Below are 18,718 nucleotides of genomic sequence, written 5' to 3'. Positions count from 1 at the left end.
CTTAAAACAGACTCTGCTGCCCCGACATCAACGTATCGAAATCCTCGCGCAGGAACGGCAGAATCGCGTCCGCAACCGGCTGTAGCTGGCGGCTCACATAGAACGCGTAATCGAGCGGAGAACTTAGCGTTTCGAGCGGCTCGGGCCCGGCCGTCGTCATCACGTAGCTGATCCAGCCGCCGTTCTGATACTGGAGCGGACGGCCTTTCGCGCGATTGAACTCGTCCGCGACGCGGGCTGCCCGCACGTGCGGCGGCACGTTGCGCTGGTACTCGACGAGCGGCCGCCGCAGGCGCTTGCGGTAGACGAGCTGATCGTCCAACTCGCCGTTGAGCGTGCGCCGCACATAGTCGCGGATGTACTCCACGTACGGCTCGCGCTGGAAAATGCGCCGGTACAGTTCGCGCTGGAATTCCTGCGCGAGCGGCGTCCAGTCGGTGCGCACGGTTTCGAGGCCCTTGAACACGACTTCTTCGCCGCCGTTCTTCGCGAGTGTGAGGCCCGCGTAGCGCTTCTTGCTGCCTTCTTCCGCGCCGCGCACCGTGGGCATGAGAAAGCGCGAATAGTGGCGTTCGAACTGCAGCTCCAGAGCGCTTTGGAGACCGAAACGTTCCTGCAGTTCGGCCTTCCACCAGGCGCTGACGTGCTCGACGAGTTGCTTGCCGGTGCGCGTGGCGTCGGCTTCGCTGTGCGCGTGCTTGAGCCAGACGAAGGTCGAGTCGGTGTCGCCGTAGATCACGTCGTAGCCTTGCGCCTCGATCAGCTGACGGGTTCTGCGCATGATCTCGTGCCCGCGCATCGTGATCGAAGAGGCGAGGCGCGGATCGAAAAAGCGGCAACCGGTCGATCCGAGCACGCCGTAAAACGCGTTCATGATGATCTTGAGCGCCTGCGAAAGCGGGGCATTGTGCTGCCGCTTCGCATGTTCGCGGCCCTCCCACACCTGGCGCACGATTTCGGGCAGACAGTGCTTCTCGCGCGAGAAGCGCGCGCCGAGAAAGCCGGGCACGGACGCTTCGTCGCTGGGATCGTTCAGACCTTCGATGAGCCCGACGGGATCGATCAGGAAGGTGCGGATGATCGAGGGGTAGAGGCTCTTGTAATCGAGCACGAGCACCGAATCGTAGATGCCGGGGCGCGAGTCCATGACGAAGCCGCCGGGGCTGTTTTCGCCCACCACGTCGCCGAGATTCGGCGCGACGTAGCCGAGCCGATGCATTTTCGGCAGATACAGATGCGTGAACGCGGCGACCGAACCGCCGCTTCGATCCACCGGGAGCCCTGTGACGGACGCGCGTTCGAGCAGAAATGCCATCAGCTCGGTTTTCTCGAAGACGCGCGTGACCAGCTCGCAGTCCTTGAGGTTGTAGATGGCCAGCGCGGGTTTGTCTTCGTCGAAACGGCGCTGGATCTCGTCCATGCGCTGATACGGATTGTCGATCGACTTGCCCTCGCCGAGCAGCGCCTGCGCGACGTATTCGAGGCTGAACGACGGGAAGCTCCAGGTGGCCGAGCGCAGCGCCTCGATGCCGTCGATGATGAGGCGCCCCGCGGCGCCCGCGAAGAAGTGATTCTCGCGCATGCCGTGTTCGCGCCACTCCATGACTTCGCCGCCGCGCCCAAGACGCAGCGGCACGCCGGTTTGCTGGGCGTGCGCGTGCAACACGCGCAGATCGAACTGCACGAGATTCCAGCCGATGATCGCGTCGGGATCGTGCTGCGCCATCCATGCGTTGAGGCGTTCGAGCATCTGCGCGCGGCTTTCGCAGTATTCGAAGTCGAAGTCGATCGGGCTCGCATCGCCATTTGCGGGGCCGAGCATATAGACCTGGCGTTGTCCGCAGCCTTCGAGCGCGATCGAATAAAGCTCGCCCTGGGCGCTCGTTTCGATGTCGAGCGACACCAGTTTCAACTGCGGGCGATAGCCGTTGGCGGGTTTCATCTCGCCTTCGAGCAGAACGCCGCTTTCTTGCGGGCTGCCCGCATCGCCGCGAAACAGAACGGGCGCCGTGATGAAGCGCTCCATCATGTAGCGCTCCGGCGGCTGGATATCGGCTTCGTAGACGTTGACGCCCGCTTTGGCGAGGCGCTTTGCGTGCCCGGCCAGGGCGCGATATTGCGGGGAATAGAGCCCAAGCACCGGGCGGCGCTGGAAGTCGCACAAATTGAGCGGGCGTAGCTCGGCGCGTGCGTCGCCCTTCAGCGCGGCGCGGGCCGCGGCTTCCTGGGCGGCCGGCACGAACGCGACAGAGGGCTGGGGGCGCAGGCGCAGCTGGCGCGGCCCCGCCTCGGTCGCGAGCCAGAAGTCGACCTCGGTGTGCTCTCCCGTATCGCGCCAATGGCGGGTGAGAATAAAACCCGCTTCAAACTCAGACAAAGTGTGACTCCGCCGCCCATGTTTCCCGCTTGCGATTGTAGCGTTTGAACGGGTGAAGGGCGGCGGGTCGTCTTAATGTTGAAGCAAATGCGCAAACATCGGATACAGCGAGACGAGCAGCGAAAGTGCCATGAAGACATTGAAGGCGCGCAGTCGTCGCGGATTCGACAGAAAACGCCGCATGCTGGTGCCGAACGCGGCCCAGATGCAGATGCAGGGCAGACCAATCACATAGAACAGGAAGGCCATCGCCATCGTGTTGGTGCCGAAGTTCGTGGAAAGGCGGATCGTGGTGGCGGCCGTGAGCACCATCATCCACGCCTTGGGATTGACCCACTGGAACGCGATGGCTTCGTGAAAGCGCATGGGACGGTGTTCACCGCTCCTCACCTTGATGTCGCCCGATGTGCCGATTTTCCACGCCAGATACAGCAGGTACGCAATGCTCGCGACCTCCAGCACGGTATAGAGCGACGGGATGTGCCTGAACACCTGACCAAGCCCGAAGCCCACCGAGAGCATGAGCACGACCACGCCCGCGCTGATGCCGAGAATGTGCGGCACCGTGCGACGAAAACCGAAGTTGACGCCGGAAGCGAGCAACATGGTGTTATTGGGGCCGGGCGTGATGGTCGTGACCACGACGAAAAGCATGCCGGCGGGCAGCGCACTGAGCATTTCGGGCAGCATGATGCGAGGGGCTCCGGAAAGAGAAGACAGATTCGACGGAACCCAGTTTATCGACAGTTCGCGGTACAGTACCGGTACAGTTGTGGAGACGCTCAACGGTACGGATTGGGGGCATGAAGGGCTGAGTGGCGGCTACGGAACCGGCGCGCAGGGCATCAGCGGCGCGCGTCACCGCTCCGGACTGAACGGCGCTCGAATCCTATTGACGAATGACCTGAATGCGTCCCGCCTTGACTGCCGCTTTCAAAACCGCCCAGTCCCGCTCATTTTGTTCTGCGTAGGCGAGCGAGAATCGCACGATGGCTTCGTCGAATACCGCTGACTTGCCCGCATATCCGCTGAGCAACGCGGGATCGCCTGCCTTTGCCATCGAATGGGCCAACGCGTGGGCGCAGGAAACCGCATACTCGCCGAGATCTTCGACGTCGAAGGTCGTGAAGTCGAAGGCGCCCTTCATGTCGCGCAATTGCCTCACGTAGAAGTCGTTGCCGGTGTGGCGCATCTTCGACCATCCGAGGAAGATGTCACTGGCGGACTGCAGCAGACGCTGCCCGTTGACCACACGTTGACCATGGTTGGGGTAGCGGCTCGGCGGCAGATAGCCCTCCAGCACGGAAGCGCGCGCCTCCTTGAGTTGAAGGAAAAGCGGGCAATCGCCGTCGGCCATGAAAAGCGCCTCATAGCAACGCGTTCCAACCGAGCCGATGCCCACCACACGAATGGCGACATCCACCAGTTCATATCGGTCGAAGAGTGCGCGCCTGTCGTCGGGAAGCGTCAGCCGGTAGTCGGCGAAGAAGCGCCGTACCATCGCGTTGTACTGCTTGCTGTCACTCGCGCTCTCCAGCGGTACGTGATACACGAGGGGCGGGACATCCTTGATCCGCAGCTTGCCGTTGATCACCTCGGTTGCATGAGTCAGCACGGTACGCGACGACTGTTGTCTTGCCTTTTCGATGACGGCCAGTTCCTTGTTCCTTTCTTCGACGGAATCGGCAATGGCCAGCATGCTCGCCGCCTTGAACTGGCAGTACCAGACGTCGAGCGTGTCCATGCGGCTGAAGTCGGCGAGCCGTTGGCGGAAGGTTGCGCACAACCGGCGCACGATGCGTTGCTGGTCACGCAAGGTAAATCCGCGCTCGCGCGCAGCGATCACGAACGATGTCGCGAGTCTGCGTACGTCCCAGTCGAATGGTCCAGGCAGCGTCTCGTCGAAGTCGTTGGGGCCGAACAGAACGCGCCGCTCGGGGCTCGCGAACAGACCGAAGTTGGCCAGGTGCGCATCGCCACCCAGTTGCACGATCACGTTGGAATGCGGCAGCGTCGACAGATCGTGCGCCATGAGCGGCGCCGCACCGCGATAGAACGCGAAGGGACTCGCGACCATCCGTCCATAACGGATGGGTATCAGTTCGACTACCCGCCCCACGTTGGAAGCGTCGAGGAGTGCGATGGGATCGCGATCTGCAATCCGGCATTCGGCGAGCTTCTCGCGCGGCACTTCCTTGCGAGCCGTCTTGCCCCGTCTGACGCGATCGGCCAGCGAGCCACGCCCCGCAAAGAGTGTGGACGGGTCTTCCTGCACCGTCGGCGTAGCCGGGTCAGCGAGAACTGCGCCGGGGGCGGCGCGCTTTGTGTTAGCGGGATCGGGCACGCAGCACTCCTATTTTCGATTCAAGGCCGGATCGGACCTGTGTCATTTCAGGTCGCTTCATTGCGGCTTGGCGTCTTGAGAAGTTGAGGACGTAGACGGCGAAATGTCACGTAGCGCCTCGATTGCGGCATCGACGGTTGCAAAGACCTCGCGATGTACGCCACTCACACGCAGTGCCTTGTACCGCTCGATTTCGTGTCGGACGCCCGAGGGGAGGGCGACCGCGGCTATGCCCACACCGTGCTTGTCGAGTTCGCCGCCTAGCTGGATCAAGGTCTTGCCTGCCGTGTAGTCGATGTTGCTGATCTCCGATGCGTCGATCACCACCCAGCGCAGCCCCGGACTCGCTTCGTTGACAAGCTTGAGCACCTCTTCCGTGAATCGGCCGGTGTTCGCATAGAACAGGTCTGCTTCGAAACGGTAGACGACGATCCCAGGTGCGGCGAGCAGATCGGGCTCGACATGTCGCGCGATCCAGCTGTCGCCGGGGCCTCGCGTCAGCACCCGGGTCCGCAGGCGGTAGCTGTGGCGTGCATGCGCGATCAGGGAAAGCACGACGGCAGCAAGAATGCCGTGCATCACGTCGACGAACACGACGACGCCCGCAGTCAGCAACGCCACGACGAGCTCATCCTTCTGCATGCGATACAGTTCGATCATGCCTTTCACGTCGATCAGCTTTACGCCGATCATGAAGACGATGGCCGACAACACGGCGGCAGGGAGCAGGCTCAGCGGTCTCGTGAGAAATAGCAGCACCAGCAGCACGATGGCGGCAGTCGTGAGATGGGCGACCTGGGTGCGTCCGCCCGCGTCGTCGAGCATCTCGGTCTTGGTCGGGCTGCCGTTCACGACGAATGTTCCCGTGAAAGCCGCCGCCGCGTTGGCGGCCGCGAGCCCGATGATATCGGCGTTGTCGTCGCCCCTTTCGTTATAGCGATTGGCGTACGCGCGTGCCGTTGCTGCGCTCTGGGCAATGATGACGATGAAGCATGAGGCGGCGGTGATGAGTATCTGGTTGATCTCGCCCATATGCAACGGTGGGAGGAACAATGACGGGAGTCCCCCCGGTACTTCGCCCGTCACCGCGATGCCATGTCCGGCAAAATTGAACACGCCGCTTGCCACGATGGAGCCGATCACGGCGATCAGCGCACCCGGTGCGCGCGGCACGAAGCGCTTGCAGCCGATGATCACCACGAGCACGGCGATCGAGAGCATCGTGGTCGGAAGATTGGCCTGGGCCACGCGTTGCAACGCGGACGCGATCTGCATCAACGGCCCATGCCCTTGCCTGGCGAGTCCGATCAGGCCGGCAAGCTCGCCTCCTGCGACCTGGATGCCGACGCCGGTCAGGAAGCCGATCAACGCGCTGCGGGAAAGAAAGTCGGCCAGAAAACCCAGACGAAAAGCACGCGCGATCACCAGCATTGCGGCGACCGTCAAGGCGACTGTACTCGTGAGAGCGACATAGTCCTTGCTGCCGAGTGCGGCGACGGCCGTCAAGGTACCCGCGAGAATGGCGGCAGTGGCCGAGTCGGCGGCGACGACCAGTTGTCGCGACGCTCCAAATACTGCGAACGCCACGAGCGGCAGCAGGATCGTATAGAGGCCCGTTACGGTGGGGGTGCCGGCAATTTTCGTGTATCCCATCACTTCGGGAATGCCGAGCGCCGCCAGCGTGATCCCGGCGATGATGTCGTGCGGCAGTTGCGCGGCATTGAAGGGCAGCAGTCCCTGCAGGAAAGGCAGGTGAGGGAGGCGGTGCGGTGCAGGAGCGGCGGGCTTCATCGTGCGGCCTCCGCTGCAGTCGTAGTCCGGGTGACCAGTGCTTTGGCGATAATGTCGTCGGCGATGACGACGTTGGTCGCGCCAGCGTTCTCCAGCAGCCCTTTTCGCAAGGGGTTTTCGCCCGGTACGGCAATGGCGAGCGACGGGTTGAGCGTATGGGCCAGCAGGGTGATTGCCAGATTGTTATTGCTGTCGGGTGTCGTGACGAACATGGCTTTCGCGCTGTCGAGTCGCGCACGCTTGAGCACTTCGTCGAAGGCGTCCGGCGAGCCGAGTACGACCAGATGCCCGCAATCCGTTGCCCGGTTGGCCTGATCCTGATCGCCCACGAGTACGAGCACGGTGTTTCCCTCCTCATGCAGGTAGTCTGCAACCCGCTCTCCGAGAGAATGGAATCCAACCACCACGACATGATTGGCGAGTTGCTCGAGCTTGCGTTCCATGATTCTGTTCTCCCGATAAGCCATCACGTCATCGCCCGAAAGCATGCCTGTGAGTCTAGAAACTGCGAACCCGCCGATCAGCAGTGTCGCGACCATGGCCAGAAGCATGAAGCCCTTTTGAGGCGGACTGAATTCGCTGAAGGCGCCGAGTGTCGTAATGAGATTGACTCCGTTCCAAAGAGCCGTAAACAGTTTGTCGGGGAAAGCGTTGCTGGACTGATCGAGGGCGATCAGCCCGATGGTGGCGCCGCCCAGCAGCATGACGAGAAGGCCGATGGTGTGATGCGCGCGACGGCGCCATTCTCGAATACGGATGACCCCGAGACGAGGTTCATCGACACGGAAGATCCACATGGTTACCTCGGATTGTTGGTCTGATCGAGACAACAGCGAACCTGATGCCAAGGGATACGCTCTCCCTTTTTGTGCCCGTAGTCAATAGTAAATAATCAGGAGCCCAATATATTGAACGGCTGAGCGACGACGCAATGCGGCAACGTGTTTCAGACGATAAAACAGATCGGAGGAAAGAGAAAAATTTATAGCCGCTAACGCATCTCGTGGTAGTTAGCCGATCAAGAACCAGCGACGCGTCGCAATCGCGATCGAACCCGGCTTGTCATTGCCGTCGACGCATTGTGCTGGATCTCGACCAGCGCACCTGTCTATACCTGAGGCATCAGTCGCTCCGCTTGCGCGACGAAAATGAGGGCGCAATCGGCGTATTGCCGTTTCCAGAACTGCACCAGGCGTGGATTTTGTTCAGCACCGGTAAGAGACATAAGCCGAAGCAGATGGATAAAAAATGCGCCCCACATTGAATCGCTGAACCATTTTCGAACGAATGGCACGTTGAATACATCTGTGCGGATCGTATTCCATAATGTTCGTCAGGTATTCGGAGGATGGACGGCAAAAGACAATGCTCCGCGTACGTATTGGCTGAATGTTCGCTAATGACTATGCGTGGAATCGTTAGCAAACAGGCCGAATAGATTAGCGAATCCGCAATGCGCCGCATTAGGGGAAATGTCATGCGTTTTCTCGCTGCAACACTTCTTGGCTCTGTAGTCGCCTCGTTCGCGCTTTCCGGTTGCGAGGCGCCAACTTCGGGCTCTGTCTTCTCGCCGGCCCAGGCGCAGCAGGTGATGGTGGTCGAACTCGGTACGGTCGAATCCGTGCGGCCCGTCACGATCCAGCCTGGTCCAACGGGCATTGGCGCAATAACCGGCGGCGCGCTTGGCGGCATCGCGGCTGGCAGCAACATCGGGCGCGGCACGGGTGCCGTAGCGGCGGGCATCGGCGGCGCCGTGCTGGGCGGCGCGGCGGGCAATGCCGTCGAGCAGCGCGTCACGCAGCGGCAAGCCCTTGAAATCGTCGTGCGTCTGGATTCGGGGCAACTGATGTCGATTGTCCAGGATGCGGATCAGCAGTTCGTTCCGGGTGACCGCGTGCGTGTGCTGCTCGGCAACAACTCGGTGCGCGTGACGCGATGAAGTGAACGCAGGTGTCGTTGACCTCTCGATAAAACGAAGTGTCGAACCGAGGAAACCGATGGCCGATACCGGGCAGAAAATGAGTCCCGTGCAGTTGACCGCGAGGGTAGTCGGCGGCGTGGTGGGCACGGCCATCGTCGTGGCGTCGGCTGACATCTCGCTGTTTCATTTCCTCATTCTTCGCGGCGTGAAGCAGGCCGCGTTCATCAACACCATCGTGACGTTCGCCAACGTCATTCCGATCGTGGTGTTCATCGTCAGTCTGGAACGTCGCCCGGTGTCGTCGAGTTCTAGCGCTTGAATCGTCGTTGTTTTCGGATGAATACACCGGCACGCCCGGCGGGGCCGCAACAGGGCGCGAAGCCATTTCACGGTGGACACGGGCAACCTGTCCAGGGATCCAGAGGAATACGCCAGTGTTTGCGAATCATGCTGCAGGTCGAATGGTGTCGCGGCCTTTGGCCGTGACGCTGTGTGCGCTGTGTCTAACGGCGGCGGGCGGACTCCTGGCGGGCTGCCGTAAGGGCGAAGAGGCGCAGGTGACGGAAGTGCGCCCGGTACGCGTCGTCAGGGTAGAAAAGCAGGAGGCCGGAGCGACCATCGCCTTGACCGGAAGATTGCAGGCGCAGGCCGAGATCAATCAATCGTTCCGTATCGACGGAAGAATGACGTCCCGCAACGTCGATGTCGGGGACCGTGTCAAGGCGGGCCAGGTACTGGCGCGGCTTGACCGGATGAACGAGGAAAGCAGCCTGCAGTCCGCTCGGGCACAGTTGGCCGCCGCGCAGGCACAGGCCCTGGAAGCGCGCACCATGTTCACCCGCATGCGCGATCTGCTTGCGGAGCATGCCGTGTCGCGTGCTTCGTTCGAGCAGTCGGAAGCGATGGCAAAGATCACCCAGTCGCAAGTCGATTCGGCGCAGTCGTTGGTCAACATCGCGCAGAACCGGCTCAGCTATACCGACCTCGTTTCCGACGTAGCCGGCGTGGTGACGGCGCGCGGAGCGGAGCCGGGCGAGGTGGTTCCGGCTGGCCGCATGATCGTGCAGATCGCTCGCGAGGGCGCGGTGGATGCCGTATTCGATGTGCCCGCCGCGATCAAGGACGTCGCGCCGGCCAGTCCCGACATCGTCATCGCGCTTGCCAGCAACCCCGAGGTCACCGCTGTTGGTAAGGTGCGCGAAGTATCGCCCCGCGCCGATCCGGTGACCGGAACCTTTGCGGTCCGGGTTCAAGTCCTCAATCCGCCGGCAGCCATGCGCCTTGGCAGTACGGTCATTGGCCACATGACGCTCCCGCGCGCGGCGGCCATCGAAATTCCTTCGAGCGCCCTGATCCAGCCAGGAGGGAAGCCGGCGGTCTGGGTGGTCGATACGAAGACAGGGACGGTTTCGGCGCGTGAGGTCGAGCTTCAGGCATATGGCGAGGACCGCGTTGAGGTGTCGCAAGGTCTCAACACGGGCGACGTGGTCGTGACTGCCGGCGTGCAGGCATTGCGGCCGGGACAGAAAATTAACTGGACCGAGGCAGCCAGGTGATTGGCCCGAATCTATCCGAGTGGGCGCTTTCGAAGCGCCCCCTGGTCGTGTTCCTCATGATCGCTGCGCTGGTCGCGGGAACCCTGTCATTCTTGCGGTTGGGGCGCGCCGAAGATCCGGTCTTTACATTCCGCACCATGGTGGTGGCCGCTGCGTGGCCGGGGGCCACTGTCGACGACACGCTCTCGCAGGTGACCGAGCGGCTCGAACGCACGTTGCAGGAGACCCGTCACCTGGATCGCATACGCAGCTATACGACAGCGGGTCAGACGACAATCTTCGTCGATCTTCTGCAGTCCACGCCACCCTCCGAAGTCCAGGACGTCTGGTATCAGGTTCGCAAAAACGTGGACGATATGCGACAAACGCTCCCGGCGGGAACGCTCGGGCCGTTCTTCAACGACGACTTCGGCGACACCTACGGCATCATCTACGGCTTCACCGCCGACGGCTACAACATGCGCGAGTTGCGCGATCGCGTCGAGGCGATTCGCTCGCGCCTGCTGCTGGTGCCGGACGTCTCGAAGATCGAGGTCCTGGGCGCTCAGGACGAACAGATTTACATCGAATTCTCGACCACCCGTCTGGCGGGCTTGCGTCTGGACTACCCGACCATCGTCGCCGCATTGAGAGCGCAAAATCTCATCAGGCCGACCGGCGTCCTGCAAACCGGGCAGGAGCGGGTGTTCTTCAGGGTGACGGGCGCCTTCGATTCCGAACGCGACATCGAGAATGTCAACCTCGTGCTGGGAGGGCGCATCGTTCGCCTCGGCGACATCGCCACCGTGAGACGCGGTTTCGCCGACCCTCCACAGCCAATGTTCCGCGTCAACGGCAGGCCGGCCATCGGCCTCGCGATCGCCATGCGCGATTCGGGCGACATACTGGCGCTCGGTCGCAACCTGAAGGCCGAGATGGCCGACGCCACCGCGAACCTGCCCGCTGGCATCGAGCCGTTCCTGGTCGCCAATCAGTCAGATACCGTCGACGTGGCGATCAACGACTTCATGGCGTCGCTCTGGCAGGCGATCATCATCATCCTGGTGTGCAGCTTCGTGAGTCTGGGCATACGGCCGGGGACGGTAGTGGCATTGTCTATCCCGCTGACGCTGGCGATTGTCTTCGGGATCATGGACGTCGTGCACATCGACCTGCACCGGGTCTCGCTGGGCGCGCTGATCATCGCGCTGACCTTGCTGGTCGACGACGCCATGACCACCGTCGACGCCATGATCAACCGCCTCGCCGCCGGTGACAGCAAGGATCAGGCGGCGACGTTCGCGTACCGTACGCTGGCCGCGCCAATGCTGATCGGCACGCTCGTGTCGATTTCCAGTTTCGTGCCGATTGGCTTCGCAAAGAGTTCGGCCGGCGAATATACGTTTTCTATTTTTGCGGTAGTCGCCATCGCGCTGCTCGCGTCGTGGTTCGGTGCGGTGATTTTCTCGCCGCTCGTCGGTGTGGCAATCCTGAAAGCGCCCAAGGCCGAAAAAGAGCCGCGCAAGCCCGGCAAGATGCTCATGGCCTATGACCGCTTCCTGCGCGGCGCGCTGCGGCTCAGGTGGTTGACGATTGCCGTCACGCTTGCGGCGTTCGTGGTGTCGATCTTCCTCGTCCGGTTCGTGCCGCGGCAGTTCTTTCCCGCCTCGGACCGGCCGGAGTTGACGGTGGATCTGACCTTGCGCCAGAACGCGTCCATCCACGCGACCGCGGACCAGGTCGCGCGACTCGAAGCCATTCTGAAAAGCGATCCCGATGTCGATCACTTCAGCAGCTATGTGGGCCGCGGCGCAGTGCGCTTTATTCTTACCCTCAATGTTCAGTTGCCCAATCCGTTTTTCGCACAGGTCATCGTGGTCGCGAAAAGTCTCGAGGCGCGCGACCGGCTGCAATTGAAACTGGAGAAGACGCTGAGCGAGCAGTTCCCCGGTATCGTCGCCCGCGTGTCGCCGCTGGAACTGGGACCGCCGGTGGGGTGGCCGCTGCAGTATCGCGTCTCGGGGCCCGACCCGGCGCAGGTGCGCAGGGCCGCACTCGATCTGGCCGGTATCGTGGGTTCCGACGAGCGAACGCGCCACATCAATTTCGACTGGATGGAGCCGGCCCGGCAGATCCGCATCCACATCAACCAGGATGAAGCGCGTCAGCTCGGCGTGAGTTCCGCCGCGCTGGCCGCCATCATGAACACCGTCATTACCGGCACGCCACTCACGCAGATACGCGACGACATCTACCTCGTCAACGTCGTGGCGCGCGCGCAGGAAGAGCAGCCGCTGACGGTGCAGTCACTGAGTACGCTGCAGGTGCCCACGCCGAGCGGGCGCATGGTTCCACTCAGTCAGTTCGCGACGTTCACGGAGGAACAGGAGTCGCCGCTGATATGGCGGCGAAACCGTGTGCCGACGCTCACGGTGCGCGCCGACGTGATGCATGGCGAGCTGCCCGACGAAGTCGTCGCAACGCTCGCGCCGAAAATCGATGCGTTCAACGCGAAGCTTCCCAAGGGTTACCACGTCGCGACTGGCGGCATCTTCGAGGAAAGCGCGACTTCGCAAGCCTCGGTATTTGCCGTGGTCCCGGTGATGATCGTGCTGATGCTGACGAGCATGATGCTGCTGCTGGTGAGCTTCAGGCGCCTGGCCATGGTGGTCTCGGTGATGCCATTGGGCCTGATCGGCGTGGTGCTCGCACTGCTGGTTTTCAACCGGCCGCTTGGTTTCGTCGCCATTCTGGGCATTCTTGCGTTGATCGGCATGATCGCCAAGAACGGCCTGATCCTGATCGTGCAGATCGAGACTTTTCGACACGAGGGCATGGGCGTACTCGAGGCCGTTGTCGCGTCGGGCACATCGCGCATCCGGCCAATGATGTTGACCTCGATCTCGACCGTGCTTGGCCTGATCCCGATCGCGCCTACGGTGTTCTGGGGCGCCATGGCCTTCGCGATCATGGGCGGCTTGCTGGTCGCGACGCTGCTGACCCTCGTGTTCCTGCCGGCCCTGTACATGGTGGTGTTTGGCAAGGAAGACCGGCCGCCGTCGCAGTCGTCGGGGATAGCGAGCGGGGCGACGTGAGCCGCCGGGGCCTGACGCCATCCGGCTGACGCCCGCCGTTTTCGCGCTCGCTGGTTTTTCGATAGAGGAGGCGTATCTTCCATGAGCTCACCAACGCTTCGTGCTTTCCTGCTCGACTGGCGTTCGCACTGGCGCGTCGCGCTGACACGCGCGGTTTGCTTTCTCGCGCTATGGATCATCCTGATGCCGAGCGTGAAGCCGGCCGATCTCGTCTGCGGCCTGATCGCGACGCTCGTCGCGACGCAGATGAGCCTGCGGCTCCTGCCTCCCGTCGCGGGAAGGGTACGGCTCGGCGCCTTACTCGTCTTCGTTCCGCATTTCCTCTTGCAGTCCCTGCTCGCGGGCATCGACGTGGCGCGCCGCGCGTTGGACCCGCGCCTGCCTTTGCGGCCCGGTATCGTGGTCTATCGTGTCGGTTTTCCGCCGGGAACGGCGCGCAATGGATTCGCCATCATCACGAGTCTCTTGCCGGGGTCGCTGCCGGTAGATGAGACCGCGGACGGGCTCGTTTACCACTGCCTCGACACCTCGAAGCGGGTCGACGAACAACTGGCGGACGAAGAACGGCGCCTCGCGGGCGCGCTGGTCAGCGGTGAACGTCATGGCTGACGTGCTCATCGCCGTTTGCGCGCTGGTGCTGCTGATGGTGGCCGTGGGCCTGCTGTCGGTGCTGCGCGGGCCCACGCGCGCCGACCGCATGATGGCCGCGCAACTGTTCGGCACGGGAGGGATCGCGGCGTTGCTGCTGGTCGGCACGGCAAGCGGCGTCGAGGCTGTCGTGGATGTGGCGTTGACGCTCGCCGTGCTTGCGGCGTTCGCGTCGGTCGCCTTCGTCAAGGCCGATCGTCAGGCAGAAGGCGATATCGCGAAAGAGGACCGGAAATGAAAGCCGCAGCCGATATTTTCACGATCATTGCCATGCTGGCCGGCATTGTCTTTTTCGTGGCCGGCACAGTCGGGCTGTTGCGGTTCCCGGACACGTACACGCGGCTGCACGCGTTGACCAAGGCCGACAATCTAGGCCTGGGCATGGTGGTGCTGGGGCTGTTGCCACAGACGGGTCACATCGTGATCGCCCTCAAGCTGATCGTGGTCTGGCTGCTGGTGATGCTGACGTCGTCCGATGTGTCGCAGCTCATCGCGCGCGCCGCGCGCCGGCAGGAGGAGCGTGCATGATCGCCGCGATCTCCGTCGGTATCGGCATCCTGTTGCTGGCGCTTGCGCTCTGGACGGTCGTCGTGCGCGATACGTTCGCCGCGGTCGCCGGATTCATTCCTTACGGCCTGCTGCTCACGCTGGCCTGGTTAGTGCTTCGTGCTGTCGACGTCGCGTTGACCGAAGCGGCCATCGGTGCGGGCCTGACCGGCGCGCTGCTGATCCGCGCGGCGTCGCGGCTCGAGGTCACTGAAGCGGCGGCCCAGGCAGAAACGCCGGGCCTCGCGATGCGTGTCGCGGCAGGCGTGGCCGCCACGGCGGTCGCCGTCGTGATTGCCGTGAGCCTGTTGAGCTTGCCGGACCCCGCGCCGAGCCTGGCGCCCGAGGTGGCGCGACACATTCAGGCCACTGGCGTCGGCAACCCGATCACGGCCGTCCTGCTGTCATTCCGCGCGATCGACACGCTGCTGGAAGCCATCGTGTTGCTGTTCGGCGTGGTCGGCGTCTGGTCGCTGGCGCCGGACCGTTGCTGGGGCGGCAGGCCGGGACTGGCGCAGGGGGTGAGTCCCAACGACATTCTGGTGTATCTCGCGCGTGTATTGCCGCCGATCGGCGTCGTGATCGGCATCTACATTTTCTGGGTCGGCGCCGATCATCCGGGTGGCAAGTTCCAGGGCGCCACAGTGATTGCGGCCATGTGGCTGCTCGTCATGATGTCCGGTTTGCGCGATGCGCCGCCGGTCAGCCGGCGCTGGCTGCGCGCCGTCCTTATCGTCGGGCCGGCGGTGTTCATCGCGCTTGGCCTGCTCGGCGCCGTCGTGGCGGGAGCGTTTCTCGCGTACCCCGATGGCTGGGCGAAGCTGTGGATCATCATCATTGAAGCCGCGCTGCTGCCTTCGCTTGCCGTGACCCTGGTCCTCCTGCTCGTCGGTCCACCGCAGCGGCCGGAGGTGAGCCCATGAACGTCTCGCAGTTGTTCGGCTTGACCGCCGCTGCCCTCGTGGGTCTCGGCCTCTATGGCCTGATCGTCAACCCGCAGCCCTTGCGCAAGGTGCTGGCCTTCAACCTCACGGGCAATGGCGTCTTTCTGGCCTGTGCCGTGATCGCGCATCGGGGAGCTGGCGCCGGCATGTCCGGCGACCCGGTGCCGCAGGCACTATTGATCACGGCGATTGTCGTGTCGTTCGCCGCTTCCGCGCTCGCAGTCGGACTCATGCTGCGCAGGTTCGCGGAAACGGGCTCGAATTCTCTGTCGGCGGACGGTGATGCGGCGTCGGGCGGGACGCGCGCCAATACGGAGGCGAGGTGACGACGCTGGCGCTCACGGGGCAATCGACGCCGGGCGGCGTGCTGCTGACGCTCGTCGTGTTGCTGCCTTTTGCCGGGATGCTGGCAGGGTTGGCGCTCGGCGGACGCCACGCGCAACGCGTGGCCTGGGTGACGATCGCCTTCGGTTTCGGCCTCGTGCTGGAGATTGCGGCGAGGCTGCTGGTCTCGGGCGACGCATTGCGCTATCTGCTGGGCGGCTGGGCGCCGCCGCTGGGCGTCATGCTCCGCGCCGACGGCCTCTCGGTGTGCATGATGCTGGTGGTTGCCGTGGTGGTGGGGGCGGTGGCGATTTACGCCAATGGCGACTTCGGCACACCGTCCGGCACGAACGAGGCACGCGCGCCGCTGGCGTTCTGGCTGCTGCTGCTGGCGGTATGGGGAGCGCTCAATCTGGTGTTTGTGAGCGCAGACATTTTCACGCTCTACGTCGCGCTCGAACTGCTGACTTTTGCGGGCGTTCCTCTCGTGTCCCTCGATGGCCGCGCCGAAACATTGCAGGCTGCGTTGCGTTATCTGTTGTACGCGCTGATCGGCTCGATGCTTTATTTGCTGGGGGTTTTTCTGCTCTATGGCGCCTATGGCACGCTGGACATTGCGCTGCTTGCCGCGAGGATCGGGGCGCAGCCGCTAGCCTGGGCCGCGTTGGGGTTGATGACGGCCGGCATGCTCGCCAAAACCGCGCTGTTCCCGCTGCATCTGTGGTTGCCGCCTGCGCACGCGGGCGCACCGGCCGCCGCGAGCGCGCTGCTGTCGGCATTGGTCATCAAGGGATCGTGGTTCGTGCTGGTGCGGTTGTGGGTCGACGTCTTCGCCGGCATCGCAAGCGGGTCCTGCTCGCAACTGCTTGCAGGCCTCGGGGCGCTCGCGATCCTCTTCGGCAATGTGGTGGCGCTGCGCCAGGTGCGGCTGAAGCTCTTGATCGCTTACTCGACGGTCGCCCAGATCGGCTATCTGTTCCTGCTGTTCCCGCTTGCCGTGCAGCACGAAAGTGCTCGGGCCGTCACGGGTGGCCTGTTGCAGGCCGTATCGCACGCGAGCGCAAAAGCGGCCATGTTCCTCGCGGCCGGTCTGATCTATAGCACGCTGGGGCATGACCGTCTGGCCGACCTGCGCGGCGCGGGGCGCGCCCTGCCCATGACGCTGACTGCTTTCGCGCTGGCCGGCGCCACGTTGATCGGCTTGCCGCCTTCCGGGGGCTTTCTGGCCAAGTGGCTGCTGATGTCGGCGGCACTCGCGACGGGGCAATGGTGGTGGGCGGGGGTGATGCTGGTCGGCGGCCTGCTCACGAGCGTCTACGTTTTCATGGTGGTGGTGCGCGCGATGGAGCCCGCTGCGCCCGGCTGGTCGCCGCAAAAGCAGGTGCCTCGTTACCAGCAGCTCGCCGTGCTTGGCCTCGCAACGTGTTCGTTCCTGCTTGGCCTCGCCGTGCTGCTGCCGGTCGACGTGGCCCAGATTGGCCGCACGGTGATGCCGCCAGCGGGGCTGCCATGAACGTCTCCCAGGCTCTGCTCGTCGCAGCCGTCGGGTTGCCATTGCTGATGCTGCTGGTCTGTGCGTCGGCGCCGGTTCGCAGGCGCCTGCCGTCATGGTTCGCGGTCGCTGCGCTGCCCGCGCTGGCCGCGGCCGTCGGCGCCAGTCAGAGCGAAACCCTGATGCTCGGCCACAGCCGGTTCGCCCTCAGTTTCGCGCTCGATACGCCAGGCGCGGTGTTGCTCGGCACGGCGGCGCTGTTGTGGCTCTTCGCCGGAATCTATGCCGCACGATATGTACGCGGTCGCGAAGATATCGATGGGTTCGTCGTCTGCTGGCTCATGGCCTTGACCGGCAGCGTGGGCGTGTTCCTGACGGCCGACCTGATTGGCTTCTATCTGATGCTGGCGGTGTTGAGTGTCGGCGCCAGCGGGCTGGTGCTCCAGGGCGACGGGCCCGAAGCCCGATACGCGGGCGCGCTTTATCTTGGCGTTGCATTACTGGCCGAGGCTTTCGTGCTGGGAGGATTGGTCCTGCTCGCACAGGCCACGCCTGGCGGCAGCCTGCTGATTCGCGATGCGGCTGCAGCCTTGCCGGGCTCGCCCTGGCGCAACGCCACGCTGCTATTGCTCCTGGTTGGCCTCGGCATGAAGGCCGGGATGGTGCCGCTGCATGTCTGGATGCCGCACGCCTATCGCGCGGCGCCTGTTCCGGCGGCGGCGGTGCTCAGCGGCGCGGTGGTCAAGGCCAGCGTGATCGCATTGGTTCGTTTTCTGCCATTTACTTTCAACGACGCATGGCCGCACTTTGGCATCCCTTTCGCGGCGCTGGGCATGGTCGGCGCGTTCTACGGCGTGGCGATCGGTATCACTCAGGCCCAGCCGAAAGTCGTGCTTGCGTACTCGAGCGTCAGCCAGATGGGCTTCCTGATGGCCGTGATCGGCATGGGGCTCGCCGCAGGCGACCCCGCTACCGTCGTGGCAGCCGCTTACTATGCCGCGCACCATCTGCTCGTCAAAGGCACCTTGTTTCTGGCCGTGGGCGTGGTCGCGTTGACGGGTGCCGGATCGTTGCGACGAGTGCTGCTGCCCACGGCGGTCATCGCGCTTGGACTGGGCGGATTGCCGTTGACGGGCGGCGCACTGGCCAAGTACGCGGCCAAGGACCTGCTGGGCGGCGATCTGGCCGGGTCGTTGGCTGCGGCGTCTTCAGCCGCGACCACGTTGCTGATGCTTCATTTCGTGCGCTGTCTGGGTGCAGTGGCCGCGACCGATTCCAACGCGCGCGCGCCGGGGCCGTTCAGGGGGGCATGGCTGGCAATGGTCGTGGTCTCGCTCGCCGTTCCGTGGGTGGTGTATCTGCGTATCCCGGCAGGCTCGCTACCCGAGGCCCTGGCGCCCGCGGCGCTGTGGTCGGCACTCTGGCCGGTACTCGTTGGCGCGGCGCTCGCGATTGGCTGGAACCGATGGGGTAAGACGGTGCCGTCCGTGCCTGTGGGAGATATCTCTGGCTTCCTGCGCGGACTGCAACGCGGCAGCACGGGGGCCGCACGAATTGCTGTGTGTACGGATGCGTTCGTACGCGGATGGGCCGTGTCCTGTCTGACGCTGTTGCTCGCGGCGCTGCTGCTCGGCGGCCTGCTCGCGGTGGCGGCATGATGTGTGTGGCGCAACCGACCGCACCGCCTGCGCATACGGGACG

The 18,718-nt window shown here is 63.7% G+C and carries 16 protein-coding genes; 11 read left to right on the top strand and 5 right to left on the bottom strand.

Going from position 1 to position 18,718, the window contains the following annotated elements:
* Window position 1: 1 nt before the first annotated feature.
* From BFD71_RS25600 to BFD71_RS25580, 5 genes are all read right to left on the bottom strand, one after another.
* Window positions 2–2,377: a DNA polymerase II gene (locus BFD71_RS25600; RefSeq protein WP_069267119.1), complete on the bottom strand. Its 2,376-nt coding sequence runs from the start codon at window positions 2,375–2,377 to the stop codon at window positions 2–4.
* Window positions 2,378–2,449: 72 nt separating this feature from the next.
* Complete coding sequence (locus tag BFD71_RS25595) at window positions 2,450–3,067, bottom strand: LysE family translocator (protein ID WP_069267118.1); 618 nt, start codon at window positions 3,065–3,067, stop codon at window positions 2,450–2,452.
* Between the two features lie 199 nt (window positions 3,068–3,266).
* Window positions 3,267–4,721: a DUF2252 domain-containing protein gene (locus BFD71_RS25590; protein WP_083245467.1), complete on the bottom strand. Its 1,455-nt coding sequence runs from the start codon at window positions 4,719–4,721 to the stop codon at window positions 3,267–3,269.
* Between the two features lie 57 nt (window positions 4,722–4,778).
* On the bottom strand, window positions 4,779–6,512 hold the full coding sequence (locus BFD71_RS25585) for a SulP family inorganic anion transporter (protein WP_069267117.1): 1,734 nt from the start codon (window positions 6,510–6,512) through the stop codon (window positions 4,779–4,781).
* Window positions 6,509–7,309, bottom strand: coding sequence for a potassium channel family protein (locus BFD71_RS25580; protein ID WP_083245466.1), 801 nt, complete (start codon window positions 7,307–7,309; stop codon window positions 6,509–6,511). Before BFD71_RS25580 ends, BFD71_RS25585 begins: the two co-directional genes overlap by 4 nt.
* A gap of 680 nt (window positions 7,310–7,989) precedes the next feature.
* On the opposite strand from BFD71_RS25580, the gene BFD71_RS25575 reads away from it, so the two are divergent.
* The 11 genes from BFD71_RS25575 (at window position 7,990) to BFD71_RS25525 (ending at window position 18,675) form a co-directional block, all read left to right on the top strand.
* Window positions 7,990–8,451 carry a hypothetical protein gene (locus BFD71_RS25575; RefSeq protein ID WP_069267116.1) on the top strand — a complete coding sequence of 154 codons (462 nt, stop codon included), beginning with the start codon at window positions 7,990–7,992 and terminating at the stop codon, window positions 8,449–8,451.
* Window positions 8,452–8,509: 58 nt separating this feature from the next.
* Window positions 8,510–8,752 (top strand): hypothetical protein, encoded by a 243-nt coding sequence (locus tag BFD71_RS41790; RefSeq protein ID WP_069267115.1) that lies wholly within the window; start codon window positions 8,510–8,512, stop codon window positions 8,750–8,752.
* A gap of 163 nt (window positions 8,753–8,915) precedes the next feature.
* A complete protein-coding gene (locus BFD71_RS25565; RefSeq protein WP_256094929.1) occupies window positions 8,916–9,989 on the top strand; it encodes an efflux RND transporter periplasmic adaptor subunit in 1,074 nt (357 codons plus the stop codon).
* Window positions 9,986–13,063 (top strand): efflux RND transporter permease subunit, encoded by a 3,078-nt coding sequence (locus BFD71_RS25560; protein ID WP_069267113.1) that lies wholly within the window; start codon window positions 9,986–9,988, stop codon window positions 13,061–13,063. The genes BFD71_RS25565 and BFD71_RS25560 overlap by 4 nt, the downstream gene beginning before the upstream one ends.
* A gap of 81 nt (window positions 13,064–13,144) precedes the next feature.
* Complete coding sequence (locus BFD71_RS25555; protein WP_069267112.1) at window positions 13,145–13,672, top strand: Na+/H+ antiporter subunit E; 528 nt, start codon at window positions 13,145–13,147, stop codon at window positions 13,670–13,672.
* A complete protein-coding gene (locus BFD71_RS25550; protein WP_069267111.1) occupies window positions 13,665–13,949 on the top strand; it encodes a monovalent cation/H+ antiporter complex subunit F in 285 nt (94 codons plus the stop codon). Before BFD71_RS25555 ends, BFD71_RS25550 begins: the two co-directional genes overlap by 8 nt.
* The gene (gene mnhG / locus BFD71_RS25545) at window positions 13,946–14,239 is read left to right on the top strand and encodes a monovalent cation/H(+) antiporter subunit G (RefSeq protein ID WP_069267110.1); all 294 of its coding nucleotides are present in this window, start codon (window positions 13,946–13,948) and stop codon (window positions 14,237–14,239) included. The genes BFD71_RS25550 and mnhG overlap by 4 nt, the downstream gene beginning before the upstream one ends.
* On the top strand, window positions 14,236–15,180 hold the full coding sequence (locus tag BFD71_RS25540; RefSeq protein ID WP_069267109.1) for a hydrogenase subunit MbhD domain-containing protein: 945 nt from the start codon (window positions 14,236–14,238) through the stop codon (window positions 15,178–15,180). The genes mnhG and BFD71_RS25540 overlap by 4 nt, the downstream gene beginning before the upstream one ends.
* Window positions 15,177–15,527 (top strand): NADH-quinone oxidoreductase subunit K, encoded by a 351-nt coding sequence (locus tag BFD71_RS25535; protein ID WP_069267108.1) that lies wholly within the window; start codon window positions 15,177–15,179, stop codon window positions 15,525–15,527. The genes BFD71_RS25540 and BFD71_RS25535 overlap by 4 nt, the downstream gene beginning before the upstream one ends.
* Window positions 15,524–17,038: a complex I subunit 5 family protein gene (locus BFD71_RS25530; protein ID WP_218108672.1), complete on the top strand. Its 1,515-nt coding sequence runs from the start codon at window positions 15,524–15,526 to the stop codon at window positions 17,036–17,038. Before BFD71_RS25535 ends, BFD71_RS25530 begins: the two co-directional genes overlap by 4 nt.
* Complete coding sequence (locus BFD71_RS25525; protein WP_069267107.1) at window positions 17,035–18,675, top strand: proton-conducting transporter transmembrane domain-containing protein; 1,641 nt, start codon at window positions 17,035–17,037, stop codon at window positions 18,673–18,675. Before BFD71_RS25530 ends, BFD71_RS25525 begins: the two co-directional genes overlap by 4 nt.
* Window positions 18,676–18,718 lie beyond the last annotated feature (43 nt).

It is taken from the genome of Paraburkholderia nodosa (assembly GCF_001718195.1).
GTDB lineage: Bacteria > Pseudomonadota > Gammaproteobacteria > Burkholderiales > Burkholderiaceae > Paraburkholderia > Paraburkholderia nodosa_A.
Note: the sequence above shows the minus strand (reverse complement) of the source record. Positions and strands in the feature narration are given on the sequence as shown.

Bases quoted from the DNA above. Each gene is read 5' to 3' on its own strand.
- BFD71_RS25595 (WP_069267118.1), bottom strand. From the start codon at position 3,067: ATGCTGCCCGAAATGCTCAGTGCGCTGCCCGCCGGCATGCTTTTCGTC.
- BFD71_RS25585 (WP_069267117.1), bottom strand. From the start codon at position 6,512: ATGAAGCCCGCCGCTCCTGCACCGCACCGCCTCCCTCACCTGCCTTTC.
- BFD71_RS25580 (WP_083245466.1), bottom strand. From the start codon at position 7,309: ATGTGGATCTTCCGTGTCGATGAACCTCGTCTCGGGGTCATCCGTATT.
- BFD71_RS25575 (WP_069267116.1), top strand. From the start codon at position 7,990: ATGCGTTTTCTCGCTGCAACACTTCTTGGCTCTGTAGTCGCCTCGTTC.
- BFD71_RS41790 (WP_069267115.1), top strand. From the start codon at position 8,510: ATGGCCGATACCGGGCAGAAAATGAGTCCCGTGCAGTTGACCGCGAGG.
- BFD71_RS25555 (WP_069267112.1), top strand. From the start codon at position 13,145: ATGAGCTCACCAACGCTTCGTGCTTTCCTGCTCGACTGGCGTTCGCAC.
- BFD71_RS25550 (WP_069267111.1), top strand. From the start codon at position 13,665: ATGGCTGACGTGCTCATCGCCGTTTGCGCGCTGGTGCTGCTGATGGTG.
- mnhG (WP_069267110.1), top strand. From the start codon at position 13,946: ATGAAAGCCGCAGCCGATATTTTCACGATCATTGCCATGCTGGCCGGC.
- BFD71_RS25540 (WP_069267109.1), top strand. From the start codon at position 14,236: ATGATCGCCGCGATCTCCGTCGGTATCGGCATCCTGTTGCTGGCGCTT.
- BFD71_RS25535 (WP_069267108.1), top strand. From the start codon at position 15,177: ATGAACGTCTCGCAGTTGTTCGGCTTGACCGCCGCTGCCCTCGTGGGT.
- BFD71_RS25525 (WP_069267107.1), top strand. From the start codon at position 17,035: ATGAACGTCTCCCAGGCTCTGCTCGTCGCAGCCGTCGGGTTGCCATTG.